The following is a 23,495-nucleotide window of genomic DNA, read 5'->3' on the forward strand; positions in this document are numbered from 1 at the left end:
GCCTGCGCACGGACGTGAGGTCCTTACCATGCCTAGCTCACCGAAAAGTCAGCAGAAAGTAAGTCCCCCTGTGGGCGTGGAAGGGGCGGTACTGCCCGGAGTGGTGCAGGTTGCGTCGCAGCTCGCGGCTGATCGTCGATGCGGCGCGACCGAGCTCTCGCCCGATCGCCGCCGGCCCGTGACCGCGGCTGGCCAGGTCAGCGATCTTGACCCGCTCGCCTTCGGATAGGAAGCGGGGCGAAATCTGACGGACAGCGAGCGGCTCGAGAGGTGGCACGACGAAGACCGTGCCATCCGGACGACGCACCCGTGCCCCGTTCTTCCACCGCTGCCCGGCGGAGCGTGAGACACCCACCTCCGCGCACGCGGCGCGCAGCGACCAGCCCTGCGCCAGCAACTCGACAAACCTGGCCCGGGCCTCCGACTTCGGCCGTCTACCCGGCCCTTTCCGAACACGACGCGCTGACAACAAGGCCTCCTACGAACCGGCGCTCGTTGCGATGGTCACTGGAAACCACCACGTCGCATCAGCCCTGTTTTCGAGCGTCGTCGACAACTCGGTGATCGCGCTCTTGGAGCACTGCGTGGCCAGCCACGCGACCTGCTGGTCGAACGCCAACGTGTGGCCCGCAGCGTGGCGAGCCCAGGGCACCTGACGCACCGTGGGGCCGTGCTCGCGGCAGTTCACCCGCGGCGCATCGGCCTCGAGGAACACCTCGATCGTGCCGAGGTCCAGGCTTCGCCACCGCCGTCGTCCCTCGCCACGGTCGTACCACGGCGAGCGTCGACCACACCGTCCGCACCGGGCCGCAGCCCGGCGCGTGGGCCGCACAGCGGCCACCACAACGCCCTCGTCCTCATCGAACTCCACGTCCTCGATGACAGTGCGCTCGACCCCCAGAAGGGCGCGCCATAGGCTGGCGTTTCGCACGCCGTTCCCCGCTCACTGGTTCCTGTTCTTCGACAGCTCAGAAACCTAGGCAGGGAACGGCGTGCGGCTCTCTCAGGCTCGCGCAAGCACCCACGGAAGTGTCAGGTGCTATCGCTACTGATCCTGATGTTGGTCTTCCGGTCCGTCATCGTTCCACTCGTCGCGACTGCCGGGTTCCTGCTCAGCATCCTGGCCACCTTCGGCGTCACTACAGCCGTCTTCACCTGGGGATGGTTCGGCAGCCTGTTTGCAGTGGAGGGAGGTGGCCCGATAATGAGCTTGATACCGATGATCGCCACAGGCATCCTCTACGGACTCGCCATGGACTACCAGGTCTTCCTCGTCTCCTCGATGCGAGACGCCTACGTCCACGGCCACCACGGCATGCGCAGTGTCGTACACGGCTTCGACCAAGCAAGCCGCGTAGTCGTAGCAGCGGCCCTGATCATGATCGCCGTCTTCTCCGGCTTCATCTTCAGCCACGACATCGTGGTCAAACAGGTCGGCCTTGCGCTCGCCGTTGGCATCCTCATCGACGCCTTCTTCGTCCGCGTGACACTCATGCCAGCAGTAATGGCGATCGTCGACGACAGGGCGTGGTGGCTGCCGCGCTGGCTCGATCGCTTGATCCCGAACCTCGACGTCGAAGGCGACCGGCTCGCCACCCTGCTCAGCCAGCGGTCGAGCGCACAAGCGACCGTCAACGACGAGGTGAGCGCACTGTCAGGCAACGGCTCCACCGCCTCGATCCAGGAGCCCGGCCGCCCCCAGCGATAGGAGGCCGGAAGCCTCATTGCGGAGGCTCAACGCGGACGCCGGCGCACCGGCGCATCGGGCCAGTGGCGCGCGCCGACCCGCGTTCCCCGGTGGCTGCCCGAGCATCAGGGCCGGACAGGAGACGTTGGCGCCCGATACTCCAGCGGCCGTCGACGAGGAGTGGTCCCGTCGAGGGACTGGCAATCGGCTGGTCGATCACCCGATCCCGTGGCGCAGCATCCGAGTCGGCCACCAATTGTGATCCTCGAGCAGGGCGGCGCACGCGGGCACGATGAGGCTGCGGACCACGAAGGTGTCGAGCAGCAGTCCTGCGGCCACGGCGAAGCCGGTCTCCGCGAGGGTGACCACTGGTGAAGAGAGGAGGGCGACGAAGGTGCTGGCGAAGATGATGCCTGCGGAGGTGATCACGGGGCGGCGTCCTGGTTGCCATGACGCTGTTCGCCCGCAGGGTCGCCCACCTCACCGACACCCACCGCGAGCTCGTCGAGAGCGCAGACGGGACCGTCACGGCGGTCTACACCGTCACCCGGCGAGCTGTTCTTCGCCTCCAGCAACGACCTATACACGCAGTTCGAGTACGCCGACGACCCCGACCGCGTCGTCATCGACCTGTCCCAGTCACACATCTGGGACGCCTCGACCGTCGCCTCGCTCGACGCCATCAGCACCAAGTACGAACGCAAGGTCAAGACCGTTGAGATCGTCGGTCTCAACGACGCCAGCGCCGAACGGCACGGTCGGCTCACCGGAGAGCTGCCCTCGCACTAGTTTCGGGCTATGGGGTCGACGGTGTGTCCGACCTCTCGGCCCGCTCGGTCAGGTACGCGGCCAACGCCTCGGGCGGGGCCTCCTCCACCAGGCGCCCAAGGTCGTCGACCACCACCCGCAGCAGGAGGGACTGCACCAGTGGTCTCGGCTGCCGTCACCGCGTGGCACCTGGGCGGCTTGCACCCGATCGACACCCTTCTCGTCCTGCTGCTGGCCTTCACCCCGTTCGTGATCGTGATGCGGAGTTCACCGACGTCAGGGTCGAGGGCGCTCGAATTCTGCGGTGACGGATCGACCGATGAGGATCGTCTTGAACTTGCTGAACAGCTTCCGCGGTGGTGGCTCGCGTACCGCGGTGTCGTCGACGAGGTCGTTGCGCCGTCGCGCTTCGAGCTCGAGGCGACGCCCCACTCGAATCGCTGGTTCGTCGAAGCCACTGGCCAGTCCCGCTGCGATAGCCATGGCTGCCCGGTCGTTGCGCGCGGTCGCGCGGACAGCGTGCGCGATGCCGTCGGTTGTCGGGTTCTCAGCCAGCTCGTCGATGACCATCCGCACGCCGCGGTAGGTCTCGCTGGCGTGCCGCCATGCCTCGATGACCATCTCCTCGCGGTCTTCGGGGTCGCCGACGAGTCCGCGTTCTAGTGAAGCGGTCAGTAGCGTGTGCCAGCGAAGTAGCAGGGCGTCCGCGAGGTCGTCGGGGTCGTTGAAGAAGGTGTCGATGCCGTCGATGTCGGTGGGAATCTGCCCGTCTTTGCGGGCCAGGATCTCCTCGGTCACGGCGTGGAGGACGCTGGCGCGGGTCGGCTTCGGGTGGTTCTTCACGGGGCGCTCCCTTCCTCAGGACGAGGGTGGTGCAGCCTTCGCCCACTGCACGGGCAGCGCGACGTAGCCGCGGATCGGACCGGAGCGAAGTCGGACCGCTGAGTCGAGGTCGGCATCCCAGTCACGACGTCGGGCCAGGAGTGCCTGGAGAGCGATCTGTGCTTCGAGGCGTGCCAGGGCTGCGCCGAGGCAGAAGTGGATGCCCCGGCCGAAGGCGATCTGTCGTTCGGGGCGGCGGTTGATGTCGAAGGCGTCGGCGGAGGGGAAGGCGTGGTCGTCCCGGTTCGCCGACCCGAACAACAGCAGCACGCTGTCACCGGTCTTCATGCGTTGCCCGTGCAGGTCCACCTGCCGGGTCAGGGTGCGCGCGAGGCCCTGGACGGGTGAGTCGTAGCGGAGCAGTTCTTCGACCGCGGCGGGGACGAGATCGGGGTGATCCGCGAGCCGTCGACGGCTCTCGGGATGCTGGGCGAGTATTACGGCGCTGTTGGAGAGGAGGTTGGTGGTGGTTTCGTGCCCGGCGACGAGCAGCAGAAGGCAGAAGCCGAGGAGCTCCTCCTCGGAGAGGTGGGCGCCGTCCACTTCGGCGTGGACGAGTGCTGTCATGAGGTCGTCTTGGGGGTGCGCGCGTCGGTCGGCGAGGAACGCCGCGAAGTACTCGTAGAGCGCGGCGGCGGCGTCCAGCCCGGGGCCGAACTCTCCGCGGATGGGGTTGGACTGGATGAGCGTGCTGGACCATGTCCGGAACCGGCCGCGGTCGTTGCGCGGCACACCGAGCATGTCGGCGATGACGATGGCCGGCAGGGGCCCGGCGAACCCGGAGACGAAGTCCCAGGTCCCGACGTCGGGAGCCTGGTCGAGCAGCTCGTCGACAAGGGCTTGGATGCGCGTCTCGAGTCCGGCGATGCGGCGCGGGGTGAAGGCCTTGCTGATGAGGTGGCGAAGCTGGGTGTGCCGGGGTGGGTCGCTCATGATGAGCATCGGCAGGAACAGCTCGGTCATGTCGACCCCGGGTGGGGTGGGGAAGATCCCGGACGCCGAGGAGTATGTCTCCGGGTCGAGCAGGGCCGCGGAGACGTCGTCGTAGCGGCTGAGCACCCAGGTGCTCGTCTCCGGCGACCAGTAGAGGGGAGCGTTGTCGCGCAGTTGACGGTAGACGGGGTAGGGGTCGTCGATCACCGCTGGGTCGAAGGGGCTGTAGGTCAGCTGTTGCTGGTTCATCGGGGGGTCCCCTCGAGGGTTGAGCTCCGTGTCGGCGGGTCGGCCAAGGTGGCTGGTTGCGGTCCTGAGGTGTCTGGTGTCGGGTAGCGGTGTGGCCACCAGCTGCGTTCCTCGACCAGGGCGGCGCAGGCGGGGACGACCAGGGTGCGGACGATGAAGGTGTCCAGCAGCAGTCCTGAGGCGACGGCGAACCCGGTCTGGGTGAGCGCCTCGACCGGTGAGAACAGCAGCGCCACGAAGGTGGAGGCGAAGATGACGCCGGCGGCGGTGATGACGGGACCGGTGGCGGTGACTGCGCGGGCGACCTCGCAACGGGTCAGCGCCAGCCCGCTTTCCCGCATCCGGCTCATCAGCAGGATGTTGTAGTCGGCCCCCACCGCGACCAGCAGGACGAAGGTGATGACCGGCACGGTGAAGTGGATGTGCTGCCCGAGGAGGTGCTGGAAGACCAACGTGGTCAGGCCGAGCGCCGCAGCGCAGGACATGACGACCGAGGCGAGCAGGTACAGCGGGGCCACGAGGGCACGCAGGGTGAGGATGAGGATGAGGAGCACGGCGGCCAGGACCACGATGAGGACGAGGACGGAGTCGCGGGCGAGGTAGTGGCCCAGGTCGGCGCCGAGGCCCGCTGCTCCGGTGGTCAGGACGGTCGCGTCGCTCAGGCGGGTGTTGTTCATCGACTGCTCGGCGGCGTCATGGACCTCGTTGTAGCGCTTGAGCCCGGAAGGACTCAGCGGGTCGGTGTCGCCGGTGACCTGGATGCGGGCCAGCCGGCCGTCCTCGGAGAGGAACGATCGTCGAGCCAGCGCGAAGTCGGGCCGGTTGAGCGCCGAGGAGGGTAGGTAGAAGCCGCCGGCCTCGGGGGTGCTGGCGCGCTGGTGCACGGCCTGGAGATAGTTCCCGGACTGGTCGAGGCCGGTCTGCAGTCGGGCGGTCTGGGCCTGCAGCTGACTGATCGCGGGGGAGATGCGCTGGGCTCCCTGTGCCAGCTGGTCGGTGCCGTCGGCGAGCTGTCCGAGCTTGGCGCCGAGCAGTTGCTGGCCGCTGGCGATGCGGGCGCTGCCACGTTGGGCCTGCCGGAGCCCGCTGGTGAGCTTGTCGAGGCCTGCTGCCAGTTGACCGTTGCCCTCAGCGATGCGGGTTGCCCCGTCGGCGGCTCGCGCGAGCCCGGGCAGCAGCTGGTCGCGTTGTCCTCGGTAGATCCTGTCGAGGCCCTCTCGGGAACGCTTGCAGATCGGGTCGGCGGTGCACACCGGGTCGGCGGTGAGCGCGGTCACGATCTGGCCCATGGCGTCGACTGCGGCAGAGACCTGGTCGTGGGCGGTGCGAAGTCCGGCGGCAAGGCTGGCGGCTCCGTCGCGGAGGTCGCGGGATCCGCTTGCGGCCCGCTGTGTTCCGTCGGCTGCCTGGTCGAGTCCTCCGGTGAGTCGGCGGCTGCCTTGGCTCAGCTTGGCCGCCCCGTCCTGCGCCTTGTCGGCGCCGTCGGCGACCTTGCCGATGCCGGAGCCGAGCTGGTCGCTGCCCGTGGCGAGTCTCTCCAGGCCGGGCTCGCCCTCCTGCAGCTTTCGGTCAGCGGAGTTCAGGCCCCTGGCGAGGCGGCCAAGCTGCCCCGCGATCGAGGCGGGCGCGAGGCGCCTGCCGTCGGGCTGGGTGATGGAGCTGACCGACGCGACACCGTCGACCTTGGCCACCGCGGTGCTGACCGCGTTCAGTACGGCGAGGTCGCGAGCGTTGGCCATGTCGTGGTCGGCGCGGATCAGCAGGTAGTCCGGCAACGTCTCGTTGACCGGGAAGTGGTCGTTCAGGGCGGCCAGACCCAGGTTGCTGGGGGTGTCGGGCGGCTGAGCGCTGCGCTCGTCGAACGACAACTGCATCGTGGGCAACATCAGCGCGAGGACTAGCAGCAACGCGACACCGAGGGCGAGAACCCGGGCGGGTTGACGCGCCAGCAGGCCCCCGGTCCGCGCCCACCGCGAGTCCGGTGACGGGGCAGGGGCGGGGCCGATGCGAGGCCCGAGCCAGTGCATCAGCGCCGGGGTGAAGGTCAGGCTGACCGCGACCGTGACCGCGACGCAGATCGCCATCGGCGGGCCGGTCGTGGCAAAGATCGCGAGCTTGGTGAACCCCAGGCTGATCGCGCCCAGGATGACCGTGGCCGCAGAGGCCAGCAGCGCCGGACCGACCCGGGAGACGGCAGTGCCGACCGCATCGAGGGCCGCGTGCCCAGCCGCGTACTCCTCGCGGAAGCGGCTGATCAGGAACACGCAGTAGTCGGTTCCCGCCCCCAGGGTGATGGCCACCACGAAAGCGTCGGTGTACGTCGACAGCGGCAGGCCGTGCTGCCCGGCCAGGGACAGGACCCCGCGAGTGCACAGCAGGGCGACCCCGATGGTGGCCAACGGGACGAAGACCGTGGCCACGCGGCGGTAGATGAGCCACAAGATGCTGACGAGCAGAAGCAACGAGACGACCGTGACCTTCATCGACGCCTCGTTCACCGCCGTGGTCAGGTCCGAGATCATCGCGGGATCCCCGGTCACGTGGACCTTCGTGTTCGCCGGGGTCCGCACCTCCGCGACCAGGTCGCGCAGCCAGTGGACGTCCTGGTCGGACTCCGGGGAGCCGACCGCGGATGCAAGGCCGACCACGATGTAGGTGGCCTTGCCGTCGGTGCTGGTCAGCACCTTCCGTGCCTGTGGCCTGCCGAGGTAGTCCTGTACCTCCGCGACCCGCTCGGGCTCGTCCTGCAACCGGTTCACCAGGGTCCGGTAGAGGCGTTGGTCAGCGGCGCCCAGGCCCTCCTCGTCGGCGATGACGATGAACACGTAGGACTCGGTGCGGCCGGACCCGAACTCGGAGTCCATCACCCGCAGACCCTTCAGGGTCGGTGAGTCCTCGGGCAGGAACGCGGTACTGCTGCGCTCCACGACGGTTGCCAGCGGCGTCACGAACAGTGACAGCGTGGCGGCGGCAATCACCCAGGCGACCACGACCAGGACCGGGACCCTCAGGCCCACCGCGAGGACCGTGCGCATCCCCGACTCGAGCCGGCGGGCGGTTCGCCGCTCGCTGCTTCGCGGGGCCCGGCGCCTGAGCCTGCTCATGCCGGGGCGTCGGCCAGGCTGTGGAACTGGACGGGAAGGCCGTCGACGGGTACGGGCAACGAGGTGTTGTCCCACCGCACCCGGTAGCCATCGGCCACCGTCCAGGTGTGGGTGCGAAGCATCTCGTGCAGGATCGCCTTGACCTCCAGGACGCCGAAGTGCATGCCGATGCACTTGTGCGCACCGCCACCGAACGGGACCCACGCGTAGCGATGGGACGTGTCCTCTGCGCGGTCGGGCCCGAACCGGTCGGGGTCGAAGTCGTCAGGATCGCTCCAGCACGCGCGGTCGAAGTGGTTCACCGCCGGAGCCACTGCGACGAGCGTGTTGTTGGGGATGAAGTGTCCCTCGACCTCGGCGGGCTTGACGGTCTTGCGCATCACCAGCGGCACCGGCGCGACCAGACGCAGAGATTCCTTGATCACCAGGTCAAGGGTGTTCAACCGGTCGAGGGCGTCGATGTCGACCGGTTCTGCTCCCAGGGCGAGGGACTCCTGGCGGGCGCGGTCCTGCCACTCGGGGTGCTTGGCCAGGAAGTAGGTGACCGCTGCTGTGGTGATGGTCGAGGTGTCGTGTGCGGCCATCATCAAGAAGATCATGTGGTTGACGACGTCTTGGTCGCTGAACTTGTCGCCATCCGTGGTCCGGGCCTGACAGAGCCCGGCGAACAGGTCTCTCCCGGCGCCCGAACGGGCGGCCGGCAGGTGCTCGTAGAAGTAGGTCTCCAGCACCCTACGGCCTCTTACGCCGGCCCGAAAGCGGGTTCCGGGAAGCGGGAAGCGCACCATGGAGCTGGCCGCTCGGACCGTTGCGACGAAGGCGTCATTGATGGCGCGGGTGTCTTCGCCTCCACGGCCGCCCATGAACACCTCGGTGGCGATGTCCAAGGTGAGTTCCTTGAGCAGGGGGTAGAGCAGCACCGGGTGCTCGGTCGACCAGGCGCCGACACCGCTGCGTGCCCGGGGGGCCACCTGGGAGACGTACTCGGCGAGCCGGTCACGCGTGAACGCCTCCTGCATGATCCGCCGGTGCATCAGGTGCTCACCGAAGCTCATCAGCATCAGGCCGCGATGGAAGAACGCGTCGATCAGAAAGGTCCACCCGTCCTGGGAGAACGCCTTCTCCTTGTTGGCCAGCACCGCCTGCGTCGCATCGGGACCGGCCACCACGACGACCTGGGTCCCGAAGGCACCCATCCACGAGACCGGACCCAATCGCGCGTACCGCTCGCGACCCAGATCGGACCCGAACCGGATGTAGTCGAGCGTGTGGCCCAGCAACGGCAGACCCTGGTCGCCCCGCACCGCTGCCAGACCGCTGCCGGCCGGCGGCTCGGCCAGCGGCCGGACCGGCCAGGACCGACTCAGCGTGCGCAGCCCCTGGTCCACCCGACCGGGCAGTCGAGTCAGCACGACCGAGGAAGTACGGCGCCGCAAGGGTCCGCCCAAGGGGGTGAGCAACGCGTTCATCGAGCAGCTCCAGACATCGTGGGTCGTGCGCCCAGCGGGCGGACTCAAAGTTTGTACTGGCAGTTCAAGATAGGATTCTGATCCAGTAGGGGAACGACGTCAACCGTGGGTCTCAGGGGCCGAGGGAAGGGGAAAGCGAAGTGCGACAGGTACCTGCCAAGCTGGCCAGCAAGCTCTACGGGGCGGCGGAGCTCATCGCCGAGCGCGGCCTGGCTGACGCCAAGGTCGACGAGATCGCCGACGCAGCCGGCATCCCGAAGGCCACGCTGTACTACTACTTCAGCGGCAAGGACGAGGTCCTGGCGTTCCTGCTGGCCGACATGCTCGAGCTGATCGCCGGCGAAGTCGGCACTGCGGCGTCGGCCCCCGGCAGCGCTCGGGACCGCCTGGAGTCGGCGGTCGAGGCACAGCTTGCAGTGATGCTCGATCATCCGGCCGTCTGCCGGGCCCTCGTCGGCGACCTGGGTCGCGCCACGCGCCTTCCGGAACTCGCCGCAGCGTTACAGGAGGCATTCCACCGGCCCATCGCGAGCCTGCTTGCCGAAGGCGTCAGCGACGGCACCCTGCGGCAGGTGGAGGACCCAGGCGCAGTCGCGCTGAGCATCTTCGGTGCGATCACCGTGACCGGTCTCAGCGCCGCGGTCGACGGATCGTCGAACGACTCGGCCAAGGACGCTGCGCGCATCGCTGCTTCCATCTGCGACCTCATGCTCAACGGCCTCGCCACGACCCCCGCGAACCCGGAGGGGGACCGTTGAACAGCATCCTTGGGAACTGGGCGGAGAAGTTCCGGCCGCACCCGGACGGCACCCAGCTTCCACCACACCACGGCCACTGCCTCGGCTGCGGACCCGACAACCCCCACGGACACCACCTCGTGGTCCAACGCCGCGGCGAGGAGGTGCACGCGGTACACCGGTTCAGCGAACGCCACATGGGCGCTCCGGGCATCGCACACGGCGGCGCCGTGGCCACCGTCCTCGACGACCTGTTCGGCTTCCTTCTCTACCTGACCGGGACGCCGGCGGTGACCCGGCAGCTGGAGGTGCGCTACGACGCCCCCGTCATCCTCGGCACCAGCTATGAGCTTGCAGCGCGCGTCGTACGCGACGACGGCCGCAAGCTGTTCGTCGAAGCCGAGATGTCAGAAGTCGGCGGCACTACGGTCGCCACGGCGTCAGCGCTGTTCCTCAAAGTGGACATAGCCCACTTCGATCGCGGCGCGCCGCCGGCCCCGGTCGACCTCGACTGAAGATACGAGCGGTCAGGGAACGGCGTTGGCGGCGAGCGCTGCGGGAGCCTCGCACCCTCCCACACACCTGATCGAGGCTGGCTGCGACTCCGCGCCCCGGCGGACCGCCCTCACTGATACCGCTCACGCGTCGCGTGCGTCCGTCTGGAAGCCGGTCCGCGTACCGCATGGCGGCACCCGTCAGGGGGGAGGCCGCACTGAAGGATCCACCGCGAGTGATGCGGCTGCCCGGTCCAAGCCAGATTCGATCAGGGTCCATCTAGTGGCCAGATTGAGGCCGTCCCACTCGTCACTGGACGGGTATCCTGAGACCGGAAGCGAGGGCGAATCCCTCACTACACCGATCGAATCGGTAGCTTTCGGCCGGACTCCGTAGTTGTCGCAGGTGCCCCGATCTCGTCCAGAGGTCGCAGGTGCAAATCCTGCCCCCCGCTACAAATGTGATGTCTCAGGACATCGCGGACACCGGGACCCACGGAAACGTGGGTCCGGGTGTTCTTCATTTCGGTGTTCGTGGCTGCAGGCGGGCGGGATCCGCGAAGGTGCGTCCCCTGGGGTGGTGGGGTTTGAGGGTCGACGGCGGGGCTGCGTGACGTAGGCGGCCATCGGCGGGATCTTCGGTGTGAAACCGCGAAGAGACACACTGAAGGAGACCCAGCCGATGGCCTTGTCCCAGTCTGCCCTGTCCGAGCTGCTCGATGCGTTCCGTGCCGGTGATGGCGTGGATCTGGTCCGTGAGTCGGTCCGGATGGTGATGCAGGAGCTGATCGAAGCCGATGCCGCCGAGCGGATCGGCGCCGATCGCTACGAGCGCACCGAGACCGGCACGACCGAACGCAACGGGCACCGGCTGCGGCTGGTGACCACGAAGGCCGGCGATGTGCAGCTGCGGATCCCGAAGCTGCGGAAGGGGTCGTTCTTCCCCGCGATCCTCGAGCCTCGCCGCCGGATCGACCAGGCGCTGTACGCGGTGGTGATGGAGGCCTACGTGCACGGGGTCTCGACCCGCAGCGTAGGTGACTTGGTCGAGGCGATGGGCGCTGATTCCGGGATCAGCAAGTCCGAGGTCTCCCGGATCTGCGCCGGGCTGGACGAGGTCGTCGGAGCGTTCCGCACCCGCAGCCTCGATCACGCCGAGTTCCCCTACGTCTATCTGGACGCGACCTACCTGCACGTGCGCAACCAGGCCAGCCAGGTGGTGTCCATGGCCGTGGTCGTGGCCACCGGTGTGAGTGCCTACCGTAGAGCGGGAGATCCTCGGCCTGGACGTCGGCGACAGCGAGGACGAGGTGTTCTGGAAGGGCTTCATGACCAGCCTGAAGCAGCGCGGCCTGGCCGGGGTGCGGCTGGTCATCTCAGACCAGCACGCCGGGCTGGTCAAGGCGCTGCGGCGTTGCTTCCACGGCACCGGACACCAGCGGTGCCGGGTCCACTTCGCCCGCAACCTGCTCGCCCACGTCCCCAAGGCCCAGGCCGACTACGTCGCCGCCGCGTTCCGCGCGATCTTCGCCCACGCCACCCGAGAGGAGGTCGAGGCGGCCTGGGAGAAGACCCGCGAGGAGTTCGCCGCCCGGTTCCCCAAGCTCGGCCCGCTGATGGACCAGACGAAGGCCGAGGTGCTGGCCTTCACCGCGTTCCCGAGAGCGCACTGGCGCAAGATCTGGTCCACCAACCCGCTCGAACGGGTCAACAAGGAGATCAAGCGCCGTTCCCGCGTGGTCGGGATCTTCCCGAACTCCGCGGCGGTGATCCGGCTGGTCGGCGCCATCCTGATCGACATGCATGACGAGTGGATCGCCGGCGATCGCCGCTACCTGTCCGAGGGCTCCATGGCCAAGCTCTACGACCTCAGCGACAATGGAGGCACCGCCGCCATCGAGAGCGGCGAATAGGCACCGAGGATCACCTCAAAGCCCACCACCCAGCGGGGCACTGCCTCAGGATCTGCTCCTTCCCGGCGAAGTAGTAGTACAGCGTCGCCTTCGGCACCCCAGTTGCGGTCGCAACGTCCTCGACCTTGGTGTCCTCAAGGCCGCGATCAGCAAACAACTCGGCCGCGGCTGGTAATCGAGCGGCGATCTGGGCGGGGACGTGACGCATGGAGACCACCTTCACGGGCTTGCCTTTGAAGTTTAGACTCCCAGTCTAAACCCCGATGTCAAGCAGGGGCTGCGAGGGGCCGATCCTTAGCACACCCTCCCAAGAACTAGCCATGCCGGAACAACGTCCTGACGCTGGAAGACCTCAGAAGGCTTTGTCGCGTATCAGCGTCGGCACAGGACGCGGATCCCTGGCCGGGAAAGTCGGGGCGGAACTTCGGGACCGCCGCCCTCAATGCGGCGTTGCCTGCTCCGTCCAGGCTTGGGGAGGGGAGCGGGCCGTCCGGAAACAAGGGCCCCGGCTCGTGCCGGGCCCTCGCACTTGCAGTCGGGTTCGAGCTCTACGTGAGAGGTGACTACAGGTCGTAGTGTTGACTGACTACCCGTGCCGACCTGCGCGAACTCCGATTCGGTCTGGCTGTTCCCGTGTGTAACAGCTCAGCGATTGTCGGCCGTCCATGGCTTCAGTTGCCACGGGTGTCCAGCGCGACGCCGGGCTGCGTTGCGATGAGGTCGACGCTGTCCAAGGTCTTAAAGGTTGCGGGTGCCACTGGCGTGCGTCAGAGGTGGGTGACCACTCGCCTCCGCATCCGTCCGGATGCGGCTACCCGCTCGGCGGAAGGCGACCGGTGACTGCCCTGTCCAGCGTTTGAAGGCATGAGAGAAGTTGGCCAAGTCGCTGTAACCGAGGTCGGTGGCGATCTGGCTGATGGGAAGCGACGGGTCAAGGAGGCGCACGATGGCACGTTCGCGGAGAACCGCCTCTCGCAACTCGCGAAAAGTCGTGCCCTCGGCGTCGAGGCGCCGCTTCACTGTGCTGACCGACATGCCCAGCATGGCCGCGACCTCGTCGCGGCCACTGTGAGCAGGGTTCTCCTCGATCGCCCGCCTGATGGTCTCGGAGATGCTGGTGGGTTCCCTATCTCGCTCGAGCGTGCGGCGCAGCTCAGTGATGGCGAGGCGATAGGCGACCGGGTCCGGGAATCGGCAAGGTGCTGAGAGGGACTCGACGGGCACATCGATGAACGACGTGTGTGCGCCGAAGACCAAGCGTCCGGCCACGGCGTCGGGCCCCAGCGCCGGAGTCCTGGGGGCCTCCCAGGCGAGATGCAGCGTCACGGCGGGTAGTTCTCCGGCCAGCATGTCGAGCAGCCGTAGCAGTGCTGCTCCACCGTATGCGATGACGAGGCAGTTGAGAGCGGGGTCGTCGGTCTGCCCGGTGAGACCCACTGTCAAGCTTGTCGGACTCTGGTGGAAGTGAGGCCGAAGGCTTCCCGAGATGACCGGTAGATAGCCGAGGAGGTCGAAGACCTCAGCCACGGAAGCGGCACTGATCAGGGGCAGGCTCAGGGGGCCGAAGGACGTCAGCTGCGCCTGATCGGCGAAGGCGAGCCCGAAGCGGGTCGCGCTGTCGGGATCGAGGTCGGCGAACACCTCGCGAAACCATCGGATCGGCACCTGCCGGTCGCGCCTGACCAGTTCGAGTTCCGACCAGCCCTCGCGGCGCACGAGACGTCGGAAGTGCGCGACCGCATCGGGTTGGAGGGCTTCGCTGTTCAGCAGTTGGACAAACGCGAGGGGAGGGACACCGGCTTCCTCTTGCCTCAACTACGTCTCCTGAGCCGAATTCACAAAAGGTTGACGCGGGTGACCATAGCCACTGGGCCGAATCGACGACAACACTCGGGACCGAGTTTCGAGTGAGACGACAACACTCGGGACCGAGTTTCGAGTGAGGAGTTACGCGATGTCAGTAGTCACCTTCATCTCTCACGACGGAGAGAAGCACGAGGCCCCGCTGGAGGATGGCGAGTCCCTCATGCAGATCGCCGTGAGCAACATGGTCCCCGGCATCGACGGCGACTGCGGCGGGGAGGCGGCATGCGGCACCTGCCACGTGATCGTTGACGACTCGTGGGCCGACGCGGTCGGACGGTCGACCTCCGTCGAGGAGGAGATGCTGGCGATGAACCCTGAGCGCGAGCCGACCTCGCGGCTGTCCTGCCAGATGACGATGAGCGAGAACTGTGACGGCTTGGTGGTCCGGCTCCCAGAGTTCCAGATGTGATCAGCGAAAGGACATCGACACCATGACGACACTGACGGTCGTGACCGACGCCCTGACCGAGCGAGCGCAATCATTGGTCCCGATGGAGCTACAGATCCGCGGCGCCCACCTGTACGACAGGGCCCGCCGCTTCGTGACGCGGACCAACGGGCAGAAGATCTTCGTCGAGCGGCCCATCTCGCCCGTGGAGGAGGTCGCTCTCGCCGACATCGACCTGAGCAACCCGTTCCTATACCGGCAGGGCAAGTGGCAGTCGTACTTCGAGCGGGTGCGGAACGAGGCGCCCGTCCACTTCCAGGCCAACAGCCCATTCGGTCCGTTCTGGTCAGTGACCCGACACGCCGACATCATCGCGGTCGACAAGGACCACGAGACCTTCTCGGCCGAGCCGTTCATCATCATCGGCGAGCCTCCGCGGTTCATGGATGTCGCCATGTTCATCGCCATGGATCCGCCGAAGCACGACCGGCAGCGCGCGGCCGTCCAAGGCGTCGTGGCTCCCAAGAACCTGCGGGAGATGGAGGCGCTGATCCGCTCGCGCGTCCAAGAGGTGCTCGACGGCCTCCCGGTCGGTGAGCCCTTCAACTGGGTCGATCTCGTCTCCATCGAGCTGACGGCGCGCATGCTGGCGACGCTGCTGGACTTCCCCTACGACCAGCGTCGCAAGCTGGTGGAGTGGTCGGACCTGGCCAGCTCCATGGAGCAGGCCAATGGTGGCCCCTCTGACAACGACGAGGTCTTCCGAGGATTCGTCGATGCGGCGCGGGGGCTCAGTGCCCTGTGGCGCGACAAGGAGGCGCGCCTCGCGGCGGGTGAGGAGCCCGGCTTCGACCTCATCACGATGCTGCAGAGCAACGAGGACACCAAGGACTTGATCGACCGCCCGATGGAGTTCTTAGGCAACCTCGTCCTGCTGATCGTGGGAGGCAATGACACCACGAGGAACTCCATGAGCGGCGGGGTGCTCGCGCTGAACCAGTTCCCGGACCAGTTCGAGAAGCTCAAGGCGAACCCGAGCCTCATCCCCAACATGGTCTCGGAGATCATCCGGTGGCAGACCCCGTTGGCCTACATGCGCCGAGTGGCCAAGAAGGACACGATCCTCAACGGCCAGTTCATCCGCAAGGGGGACAAGGTGGTCATGTGGTACGCCTCGGGCAACCGGGATGAGCGCGTCTTCGACCGACCCGATGACCTCATCATCGACCGCAGCAACGCGCGCAACCACATCTCCTTCGGATTCGGTGTCCACCGGTGCATGGGGAATCGGCTCGCAGAGATGCAGCTGCGCATCCTCTGGGAGGAGCTGCTCCCTCGCTTCGAGAAGATCGAGGTCGTTGGCGAGCCTGAGTACGTCCAGTCCAACTTCGTGCGCGGGATCAGCAAGTTGATGGTCGAGCTGACGCCCAAGACCGTCGGGTGACCCGGGGCAGGGCTCTCGTCGTGGGAGCCAGTCACGCGGGCGCCCAGGTGGCGGCCAGCCTGCGGCAGGAGGGCTGGGACGGAGAGGTCGTCCTGGTCGGGGACGAAGCGGCGCTGCCCTACCAGCGCCCTCCGCTCTCCAAGGCGTACCTCGTAGGCAGGAGCAGCCGGGAGGAGCTCGCGATTCGCAAGACGGAGTTCTACGCCAAGCAGGAGATCCGACTGGTGCGAGCAACCGTCACCAGCATCGATCGTGCCGCCGGATGCGTCGTGACGAGCGAGGGCGAGACACTGGCGTACGACGGTCTAGCGCTGTGCACGGGCGGCCGCGCACGCAGGCTGTCCCTGCCCGGCAGCGACCTTCCGGGGATTCACTACCTCCGGACCTTTGCCGACGTCGAGACGATCCGCGAATCGGCCTTGCCCGGTCGCCACGCCGTCATCATCGGCGGCGGCTACATCGGTCTGGAGACGGCCGCGTCCCTGCGGGCGCTGGGCCTGGAAGTGACAGTCCTGGAGGCTGCCGAACGCGTGCTCGAGAGGGTCACTGCACCCGAGGTGTCGACCTTCTACGAGCGGGTGCACAGAGAGGCAGGTGTAGTCATCCGGACGCGTGCTCTCGTGGAGAGTCTGGTCGGCGACCTGCGCGTCAGACAGGCGATCCTGGCCGGGGGTGAGCGGATCCCGACCGATCTCGTGATCGTGGGCGTCGGACTGGTCCCCAGCACCGAGCTCGCTGTCGACGCGGGCCTGGAGGTGGAGGACGGGATCGTCATCGACGACCACGCTCGCACCAGCGACGGCCGGATCGTGGCCGCGGGGGACTGTGCCAGCCATCGGATGGCTCGCTACGACCGACTCGTCAGGCTGGAATCCGTGCCGAGCGCCGCCGAGCAGGCGAAAACTGCGGCGGCCACGCTGTGTGGCCGAGAACGACCCATCGCGGCCCTGCCCTGGTTCTGGTCCGACCAGTACGATCTCAAGTTGCAGACCGCCGGCTTGAACACCGGGTACGACGAGGTCGTGATCAACGGCGACCCAGCCGGTGACCGCGACTTCTCCTGCTACTACCTCCAGCGGGGCCGGTTGATCGCCGCGGACTGCGTGAACCGCCCTCGAGACTTCGTGTGGGCCAAGCAAGCGCTCAGCAAGGGGCTCGAGGTCGACCGAGAGCAGCTTGAAGATCTCGTTGCGCCCTGATCCGTCTCGCACCACACGCGTCGTGTGAGCGAATCCTCCCTCCTCACCGTTGCCGACCACCCAGTCGAAGGAAGCTCTATGCGCAGCACCATGATGACCGTCCCCTTCACGACCGCAGCGATCCTCAGGCACGGTGAGCGGGCGCACCCGACGGCCGGTGTGCGCACTCTGCAGCCAGACGGTTCGGTTGGCATACGCGCTGCGCGCGTGCGGGATCAACAGCGACGAGCAGGTCGCGACGCTGATGTGGAACAACCAGGAGCACGACCTCAAGCTCCAGATCGCCGGACTCAACACAGGGCATGACGAAGTGGTCCTCAGCGGCGATCCGAGCCGGGACCGCGACTTCACCTGCTTCTACCTCCGCCAAGGCCAGCGGTCGATGGTCTGCCGATCTATTGGAGCGCAGGTGAGTCAGGCGCCGGTGTCGTTCCTGGAGGCGACCGAGTTCCTCGACATCGAGCATGATGCCGTCCGCACGTTCGCCGCGGCCGCGATCGGTGATGCGAGTACCGACAAGGAGAAGGCGATACGGCTCTTCACCGCCGTACGCGACCAAGTCTGGTACGACCCGTACTCCGTTTCGGACGATCCGGCCCATTACCGGGCGAGCTTCGTCCTCCAGGCCGGCCGCGCCTACTGCGTTCCGAAGGCGGTGCTACTGACCGCGGTTTGCCGTTCGGCAGGGATTCCGGCGCGGCTGGGGTTCGCCGACGTCCGCAATCATTTGCAGACCGAAGCATTGCGAGCGCGCATGGGCGGCACCGACCTCTTCGTCTTCCACGGATACAGCAGTCTCTATATCGACGGCAGGTGGCTCAAGGCGACCCCGGCGTTCAACACCGAGCTGTGTGCGCGTTTCGGTGTTCCTCCAGTGGAGTTCGACGGCGAGCACGACGCGCTGATGCACGCCTTCGCCGCGGACGGAACCCAGCACATGGAGTACATCCGCGAGCGTGGTGTCTTCCACGACCTGCCCTTGGCCGCCATCCTGGCCGAACTTCGGGACACGTATGGACCGATGGTCCATACCTCCGCGCATCCGGTAGACGACGCCTTTACCAAGCAACCCACAAGCCAGACCGGGCCCGATGGAGCTTCCCGCGGGTCCCACTCCCCCCAGGAGGCCCGATGATGAGGACGACGACCACAGCAGCCACCCTGGAGGTGCGGAACCCATCCGACGGCCGGCTGGTCCAAACCGTCCCCGTGGACGATCGCGAGTCCGTGAACCGCATCGCGGCCGAACTCCGCCTCGCCCAACGCGCATGGGCCGAGGCTGGCCCGCGGCAGCGGGCGCGGTGGATGCGTCGGTGGCGCGACTGGATCCTGGCTCACACCGATGAGCTCACCGACCTGCTGCAGGCCGAGACGGGCAAGGTGCGCCCTGACGCACTCGTGGAGACGACTGCGTCGTGCGAATTCATCACCTACTACGCCGACCATGCCGAGGGCTTTCTCGCCGACGAGAAGGTCGGGTCCTCGGGTCTGCTAAGTCTGCCGAAGCGACTGTCCAAGACCTACCAGCCCTACCCACTCGTCGGACTCATCACGCCCTGGAACTTTCCGATCACCCTCTTCCTCATGGACGCGGCGCCCGCCTTGGCTGCCGGCTGCGCGGTCCTGGCTAAGTCCTCGGAAGAGACCCCGCTGACCTGCGCGCGGGTCATCGACGGCTGGCATGAGATCGGCGCCCCTCCCGTTCTGGCACACGTCGTGGGAGCCGGCGACACCGGTGCAGCGGTGGTCGACGCTGCTGACTTCGTGCAGTTCACCGGCTCCACCGTCACGGGTCGCGCGGTCGCCATTCGCTGTGCTGAGCAGTTGAAGCCGCTGAGTCTGGAGTTGGGCGGCAAGGACCCCGCGATCGTGCTCGAGGACGCCGACCTTGCTCGTGCGGTCGAGGGCGTCGCGTGGGGTGGCCTGTTCAACGCAGGGCAGGTCTGCATCTCCGTCGAGCGGGTGTACGTGGTGGCAGGGATCTACGACGAGTTCGTGTCTCGTCTGGCCCAGCGGGTGCAAGCCCTGACCCAAGGTGCGGCGCCAGGAGACGACGTCGGCGCAATGGTCACCGCGAGGCAGGTCGACATCGCGGATCGCCACGTCAGCGAGGCAGTCGCGGCCGGTGCCAAGGTCCTGGCCGGCGGCATCCGGGGCGCGGCCGGGAACTACTACGCGCCGACCGTCCTGGTCGACGTGGATCACACGATGGCGTGCATGACCGAGGAGACCTTCGGCCCCACGATCCCGGTGATGCGCGTCGCCGACGAAGACGAAGCCATCCGACTGGCCAACGACTCGCCCTACGGATTGTCGGCGACGGTGTGGACGCGCGACCACGCCCGTGGGCAGCGCGTCGCACGACGCTTGGATGCGGGTGCGGTCAACATCAACGACGTCTTCAGCAACCTCTTCGCCATGACGCTGCCCCACAGTGGCTGGAAGGCCTCGGGGATCGGCGCCCGGCTCGGAGGAGCCTACGGGCTGCACAAGTATTGCCGGGTCCGAGCGGTGACCGAGCCGCGGCTCCCCGTGCTGCCACGAGAACTCACGTGGTACCCGTACTCCTCCCGGCGTACGGCCATCGCCGCAAAGGTGCTGCGCGCGGCCGCCGGGCGCGGCTTGCGCCAGCGCCTCGGCCTGAACAAGGAGCACAGCAAGTGACGACGCCCACCACAACAACTATGGCGGCCAAGACGATCGCGATCACCGGCGGCGCCCGCGGCATTGGGTACCAGACCGCGAAGGAGCTGATCCGACGAGGCCACCGTGTCGCGATCGGTGACGTCGACGAGACACGTGCCAAGGAGGCCGCCGACGAGCTCGGGGTGACTGTCGTCACTCGCCTCGACGTCACCGACCCCGACTCCTTTCGAGCCTTCCTCGACATGGTCGAGAAGCAGCTCGGTCCTCTCGACGTGCTGATCAACAACGCGGGCATCATGCCCACCGGACACGCTCACGAGGAGGATGACGCCGTGACTCGCCGGCAGGTTGAGATCAACGTCCTCGGAGTGATCTTCGGGACCAAGCTCGCCTTGCAGCGGATGCTGCCGCGCCGTACCGGACACATCATCAACACCGCGTCGCTGGCCGGTGAACTCGCGGTGCCGGGTCTTGCCACCTACTGTGGCACCAAGTTCGCCGTCATCGGGTTCACCGAGGCAGCCCGGCAGGAATATCGCAAGTCCGGGGTCCAGCTGTCCACCGTTCGACCGACCTTTACCAACACCGAGCTCGTGTCCGGAACGGCCGGAGCCAAGGGACTGCGCAACGCCGAACCCCAGGAGATCGCTCGGGCGACGGCCGACCTGATCGAGCGCCCCCGTCCGTTCGTACGCGTCACTCGCTTCGCCGGCGGCATGGTCGCGGCGATGAAGTTCGTGCCCGGACGGGTGGCCGCCGGGCTGGGTTCGGCTCTGGGCACGGACTCGGTGTTCCTCGACGACGTCGACATGGGTGCTCGCCAGGCCTACCTGGATCGAATCCGGAACAACTAACCCCATCTCTGAACCATCCGGCCACACGAGAAGGACGTCACGTGCACCAAGGGACCCTGATTCAGGACTACCCCCATCGGATGGGCGGGCACTGCGGTTCGGGTGCGATGCGGGATCTTCTGCACTGGCACGGTCTGGGGTGGGACGGACCGCCCGATGAGGGCCTGGTGTTCGCGCTCGGTGGCGCCTTGGGGCTGTCCTACCTCCGATCGAGCGAACTCGTTCCTCCGCTGTATCTGGTGGGACGAGGCGCCGACTTCGAAGTCGAGTTGCCTCTCCGCCTTGGCGGGCTGGTGCAGGTCCTCACCACCGACGATCCCGACGAGGGATGGTCGTGGGTTCGCGACGAAGTCGACGCCGGCCGACCCAGCCTCGTGTGGGGTGACATCTCCGAGCTGCCGTACCTGCGGGTTCAGCTGCAAATGAGCCGCCACGACATCGTGGTGATCGGCTACGACGAGGCCAAGAATATCGCTTTCGTCGTCGACAACGACCGCGCCGAGGTGCAGGAGGTTCCACTCGAAGCGTTGGCTCGTGCACGGGCCTCGCTGGCTTTCCCGCAGCCGACGCGCCACTGCACGTACCGCATCACCTGGCCCCGCGCGCTCCCCACAATCGGAGGTGTGGCCGCTAGCGCGTTCAGTCAGTCTGCGGTCAGCATGCGCGATCCCGCGCAGCACGGCATCGCCGATCCGACGACGGCGACGGTCGGCGGCGAAGGTTTGGCAGCGGTCGCTGAGCTGGCCGACGACGTCGAGACCTGGGCCGACCTTCCCGACGACGAACTTGAGATCCTCCTGTTCAGCCTCGGCGCGTTCATCGAGAAGGCAGGCACCGGTGGCGGGCTCTTCCGACGCCTGCTCGCCGATGGGTGCGCGGAGGTCGCACGGCTGACCGGCGACCCCGCGACCGCAGAGCTTGCGGTCGCCGCCGCGCGTTGTGCGCAGACCTGGACCGCCACCGCACGCGTCGCGATCCAACGCGAAGCTCATATTCGAGCTCGGGTCGCCGCGGTGGCCTCGATGGCGAGTCGGCTGCCGGAGGTCGAATTGCGTCTGGTCGAGTCCCTGGAGCGTGCCGCAGGCTCCTTGAACTCCACAGATCGCTGATGGGCGCTGTCTCCGGACGCGTGGCGAACGCTCCGAATCGCTGTCTGTTCGAATGTACTCACGATGAAGGAATGTCATGCAGAGCACGATGATGAATGTCCCGTTGACGACCACGGCGATTCTGCGCCACGGCTCGAGCGTCCATGGCTCAGCAACCGTGCGGACCCTGCAGCCCGATGGGTCCGTGAGGGTGAGCACGTTCGCTGAGGTCGGCCGCAGGGCTGCTCAGTTGGCCAACGCGTTGCGAGGCTGTGGGATCACGGGCGATGAGCGCATCGCGACCTTCATGTGGAACAACCAGGAGCACGCGGAGGCCTACTTGGCGGTGCCCTCCATGGGCGCGGTGCTGCACACCCTGAACCTTCGCCTCACCTCGGAGCAGCTCGTCTATATCGGCAACCACGCCCAGGATCAAGTCGTGATCGTCGATGGCAGTCTGGTGCCTCTGCTGGCTCCCGTGTTGCCGCAGATCAGCAGCGCGCACACGGTAGTGGTGACCGGTGGCGCCGATCTTGCCCCTCTGCGCCGCGACGGGGTAACAGTCGTGGGCTACGAGGAGTTCATCGCTGGTCAGCCCGAGGCCTTTGACTGGCCAGACCTCGATGAGCATTCGGCAGCGGCTATGTGCTATACATCCGGCACCACCGGCAACCCCAAGGGTGTGGCCTACAGCCACCGGTCGACCTATCTGCACTCTATGGCGGCCTGCGCCGCCGACGGCCTCGGAATCGGCTGTGGTGACCGGATTCTCGCGATCGTGCCAATGTTCCACGCCAACGCTTGGGGCCTGGTTTACGCGGCATTCATGTCAGGTGCCGACCTGCTTATGCCCGAGCGATTCTTGCAGGCCGAACCGCTGGTGCGACTGATCGGTGCAGAGCGGCCGACGATCGCCGGTGCGGTCCCGACGATCTGGAACGACGTCTTGAACTACCTGGAATCGAACCCGGGCCACGACGTTTCCTCGCTCGGTCTTGTCGCCTGCGGTGGCTCAGCGGTGCCTCTGCACCTGATGCAGACCTTCGAGGAGAAGTACGGCATGCAGATCCTCCAGGCGTGGGGGATGACCGAGACGTCGCCGTTGGCCGCCGTTGCGCGACCTCCTGTGTCCCTCGACGAGCCGGAGCGGTGGCGGCTGCGTGCCACCCAGGGCCGTCCGGTGGCTGGGGTGGAGTTGAGGATCGTCGACGACGCCGGCCATGAGCTTCCTCACGACGGTGAGGCGGTGGGGGAGCTGCAGGTGCGCGGGCCCTGGATCGCCGGCGCCTATCTTGGTGAGGAGGACGACGGGGAGAAGTTCCACGACGGCTGGCTCCGCACCGGTGACGTGGGTCGCATCGATTCACGGAGCTACGTCACCCTGACCGACCGCACCAAGGACGTGATCAAGTCCGGCGGAGAGTGGATCTCCTCCGTGGAGCTCGAGTTGCTGCTTGCCGGCCACCCCGACGTTCTGGAGGCCTCCGTGATCGGGGTCCCGGACGTGAAGTGGCAAGAACGGCCCCTGGCTGTGGTCGTCGTGCGCGAGGGCAGGGAGCTCACGCCGAGCCAGCTCCGCGAGTTCCTCGAGGGCAAGGTGGCCAAGTGGTGGCTGCCTGAACGCTGGTGCTTCGTCGCCGAGGTGCCCAAGACCTCGGTCGGCAAGTTCGACAAGAGGCGCCTGCGCTCCCTGCACGCCCAGGGCGAGCTGGCTGTCATCGAAGTCTGAGAAACCTTGCCCCATTCGGAGAGCGCGAGACTGGACGGCCAGAGG

General features: G+C 67.2%; 19 protein-coding genes and 3 pseudogenes. 13 read left to right on the top strand and 9 right to left on the bottom strand.

Features of this window, described 5'->3' with window-relative positions; translation table 11 throughout:
- Positions 1–37: 37 nt before the first annotated feature.
- Positions 38–472, bottom strand: coding sequence for a helix-turn-helix domain-containing protein (locus ABD086_RS15015; RefSeq protein WP_343908378.1), 435 nt, complete (start codon positions 470–472; stop codon positions 38–40).
- A gap of 81 nt (positions 473–553) precedes the next feature.
- Positions 554–931: pseudogene (locus ABD086_RS15020) on the bottom strand (transposase family protein); the annotation flags it as partial.
- Between the two features lie 105 nt (positions 932–1,036).
- On the opposite strand from ABD086_RS15020, the gene ABD086_RS15025 reads away from it, so the two are divergent.
- Complete coding sequence (locus ABD086_RS15025; RefSeq protein ID WP_343908379.1) at positions 1,037–1,708, top strand: MMPL family transporter; 672 nt, start codon at positions 1,037–1,039, stop codon at positions 1,706–1,708.
- Positions 1,709–1,903: 195 nt separating this feature from the next.
- Here the strand turns inward: ABD086_RS15025 and ABD086_RS15030 are convergent, their stop codons facing one another.
- A complete protein-coding gene (locus ABD086_RS15030) occupies positions 1,904–2,116 on the bottom strand; it encodes an MMPL family transporter (protein ID WP_343908380.1) in 213 nt (70 codons plus the stop codon).
- 126 nt (positions 2,117–2,242) lie between these two features.
- Between ABD086_RS15030 and ABD086_RS15035 the strand changes: the two genes are divergently transcribed.
- Positions 2,243–2,476: an STAS domain-containing protein gene (locus tag ABD086_RS15035; RefSeq protein WP_343908506.1), complete on the top strand. Its 234-nt coding sequence runs from the start codon at positions 2,243–2,245 to the stop codon at positions 2,474–2,476.
- Positions 2,477–2,731: 255 nt separating this feature from the next.
- Here ABD086_RS15035 and ABD086_RS15040 read toward each other — a convergent pair whose 3' ends face one another.
- From ABD086_RS15040 to ABD086_RS15055, 4 genes are all read right to left on the bottom strand, one after another.
- Positions 2,732–3,298 carry a hypothetical protein gene (locus tag ABD086_RS15040; RefSeq protein ID WP_343908381.1) on the bottom strand — a complete coding sequence of 189 codons (567 nt, stop codon included), beginning with the start codon at positions 3,296–3,298 and terminating at the stop codon, positions 2,732–2,734.
- Positions 3,299–3,313: 15 nt separating this feature from the next.
- Positions 3,314–4,519, bottom strand: a complete 1,206-nt coding sequence (locus tag ABD086_RS15045) for a cytochrome P450 (RefSeq protein ID WP_343908382.1) — start codon at positions 4,517–4,519, stop codon at positions 3,314–3,316.
- A complete protein-coding gene (locus ABD086_RS15050) occupies positions 4,516–7,554 on the bottom strand; it encodes an MMPL family transporter (protein ID WP_343908383.1) in 3,039 nt (1,012 codons plus the stop codon). Before ABD086_RS15050 ends, ABD086_RS15045 begins: the two co-directional genes overlap by 4 nt.
- Before the next feature lie 65 nt (positions 7,555–7,619).
- On the bottom strand, positions 7,620–9,035 hold the full coding sequence (locus tag ABD086_RS15055) for a cytochrome P450 (protein ID WP_343908384.1): 1,416 nt from the start codon (positions 9,033–9,035) through the stop codon (positions 7,620–7,622).
- Between the two features lie 197 nt (positions 9,036–9,232).
- Here ABD086_RS15055 and ABD086_RS15060 point away from each other — a divergent pair, with 197 nt between their 5' ends.
- The 3 genes and pseudogenes from ABD086_RS15060 to ABD086_RS15070 all read left to right on the top strand — a co-directional run bounded on the left by ABD086_RS15060 (position 9,233) and on the right by ABD086_RS15070 (position 12,236).
- Positions 9,233–9,850, top strand: a complete 618-nt coding sequence (locus tag ABD086_RS15060) for a TetR/AcrR family transcriptional regulator (protein ID WP_343908385.1) — start codon at positions 9,233–9,235, stop codon at positions 9,848–9,850.
- A gap of 209 nt (positions 9,851–10,059) precedes the next feature.
- Complete coding sequence (locus tag ABD086_RS15065; RefSeq protein WP_425571635.1) at positions 10,060–10,344, top strand: PaaI family thioesterase; 285 nt, start codon at positions 10,060–10,062, stop codon at positions 10,342–10,344.
- Between the two features lie 661 nt (positions 10,345–11,005).
- A pseudogene (locus ABD086_RS15070) lies at positions 11,006–12,236 on the top strand (IS256 family transposase).
- A 10-nt stretch (positions 12,237–12,246) separates the two neighbouring features.
- On the opposite strand, the gene ABD086_RS15075 reads toward ABD086_RS15070, so the two are convergent.
- Entirely contained in the window at positions 12,247–12,459 is a 213-nt protein-coding gene (locus ABD086_RS15075) for a helix-turn-helix domain-containing protein (protein ID WP_343908386.1), read from the bottom strand.
- Between the two features lie 515 nt (positions 12,460–12,974).
- Positions 12,975–14,051: a helix-turn-helix domain-containing protein gene (locus ABD086_RS15080; RefSeq protein ID WP_343908387.1), complete on the bottom strand. Its 1,077-nt coding sequence runs from the start codon at positions 14,049–14,051 to the stop codon at positions 12,975–12,977.
- A gap of 124 nt (positions 14,052–14,175) precedes the next feature.
- Between ABD086_RS15080 and ABD086_RS15085 the strand changes: the two genes are divergently transcribed.
- The 8 genes and pseudogenes from ABD086_RS15085 to ABD086_RS15120 all read left to right on the top strand — a co-directional run bounded on the left by ABD086_RS15085 (position 14,176) and on the right by ABD086_RS15120 (position 23,450).
- Positions 14,176–14,511, top strand: coding sequence for a 2Fe-2S iron-sulfur cluster-binding protein (locus tag ABD086_RS15085; protein WP_343908388.1), 336 nt, complete (start codon positions 14,176–14,178; stop codon positions 14,509–14,511).
- A 22-nt stretch (positions 14,512–14,533) separates the two neighbouring features.
- Positions 14,534–15,919 (top strand): annotated as a pseudogene (locus ABD086_RS15090) (cytochrome P450); the annotation flags it as partial.
- Positions 15,920–15,954: 35 nt separating this feature from the next.
- Positions 15,955–17,133 (top strand): NAD(P)/FAD-dependent oxidoreductase, encoded by a 1,179-nt coding sequence (locus ABD086_RS15095; protein WP_343908508.1) that lies wholly within the window; start codon positions 15,955–15,957, stop codon positions 17,131–17,133.
- Positions 17,134–17,266: 133 nt separating this feature from the next.
- Positions 17,267–18,268, top strand: a complete 1,002-nt coding sequence (locus ABD086_RS15100) for a transglutaminase domain-containing protein (RefSeq protein ID WP_343908391.1) — start codon at positions 17,267–17,269, stop codon at positions 18,266–18,268.
- Positions 18,268–19,797 carry an aldehyde dehydrogenase family protein gene (locus ABD086_RS15105; protein ID WP_343908392.1) on the top strand — a complete coding sequence of 510 codons (1,530 nt, stop codon included), beginning with the start codon at positions 18,268–18,270 and terminating at the stop codon, positions 19,795–19,797. The genes ABD086_RS15100 and ABD086_RS15105 overlap by 1 nt, the downstream gene beginning before the upstream one ends.
- A complete protein-coding gene (locus ABD086_RS15110; RefSeq protein WP_343908393.1) occupies positions 19,794–20,633 on the top strand; it encodes an SDR family oxidoreductase in 840 nt (279 codons plus the stop codon). Before ABD086_RS15105 ends, ABD086_RS15110 begins: the two co-directional genes overlap by 4 nt.
- Before the next feature lie 41 nt (positions 20,634–20,674).
- Positions 20,675–21,742, top strand: coding sequence for a BtrH N-terminal domain-containing protein (locus ABD086_RS15115; protein WP_343908394.1), 1,068 nt, complete (start codon positions 20,675–20,677; stop codon positions 21,740–21,742).
- Positions 21,743–21,818: 76 nt separating this feature from the next.
- On the top strand, positions 21,819–23,450 hold the full coding sequence (locus ABD086_RS15120; protein WP_343908396.1) for a long-chain fatty acid--CoA ligase: 1,632 nt from the start codon (positions 21,819–21,821) through the stop codon (positions 23,448–23,450).
- The last annotated feature ends 45 nt before the right edge of the window (positions 23,451–23,495 follow it).

The organism is Nocardioides aquiterrae, from assembly GCF_039526625.1.
Taxonomy (GTDB): Bacteria; Actinomycetota; Actinomycetes; order Propionibacteriales; family Nocardioidaceae; genus Nocardioides; species Nocardioides aquiterrae.

Excerpts from the sequence above, each read along its gene's own strand:
- ABD086_RS15120 (WP_343908396.1), top strand. The coding sequence starts at position 21,819 with ATGCAGAGCACGATGATGAATGTCCCGTTGACGACCACGGCGATTCTG.
- ABD086_RS15045 (WP_343908382.1), bottom strand. The coding sequence starts at position 4,519 with ATGAACCAGCAACAGCTGACCTACAGCCCCTTCGACCCAGCGGTGATC.
- ABD086_RS15105 (WP_343908392.1), top strand. The coding sequence starts at position 18,268 with ATGAGGACGACGACCACAGCAGCCACCCTGGAGGTGCGGAACCCATCC.
- ABD086_RS15050 (WP_343908383.1), bottom strand. The coding sequence starts at position 7,554 with ATGCGCACGGTCCTCGCGGTGGGCCTGAGGGTCCCGGTCCTGGTCGTG.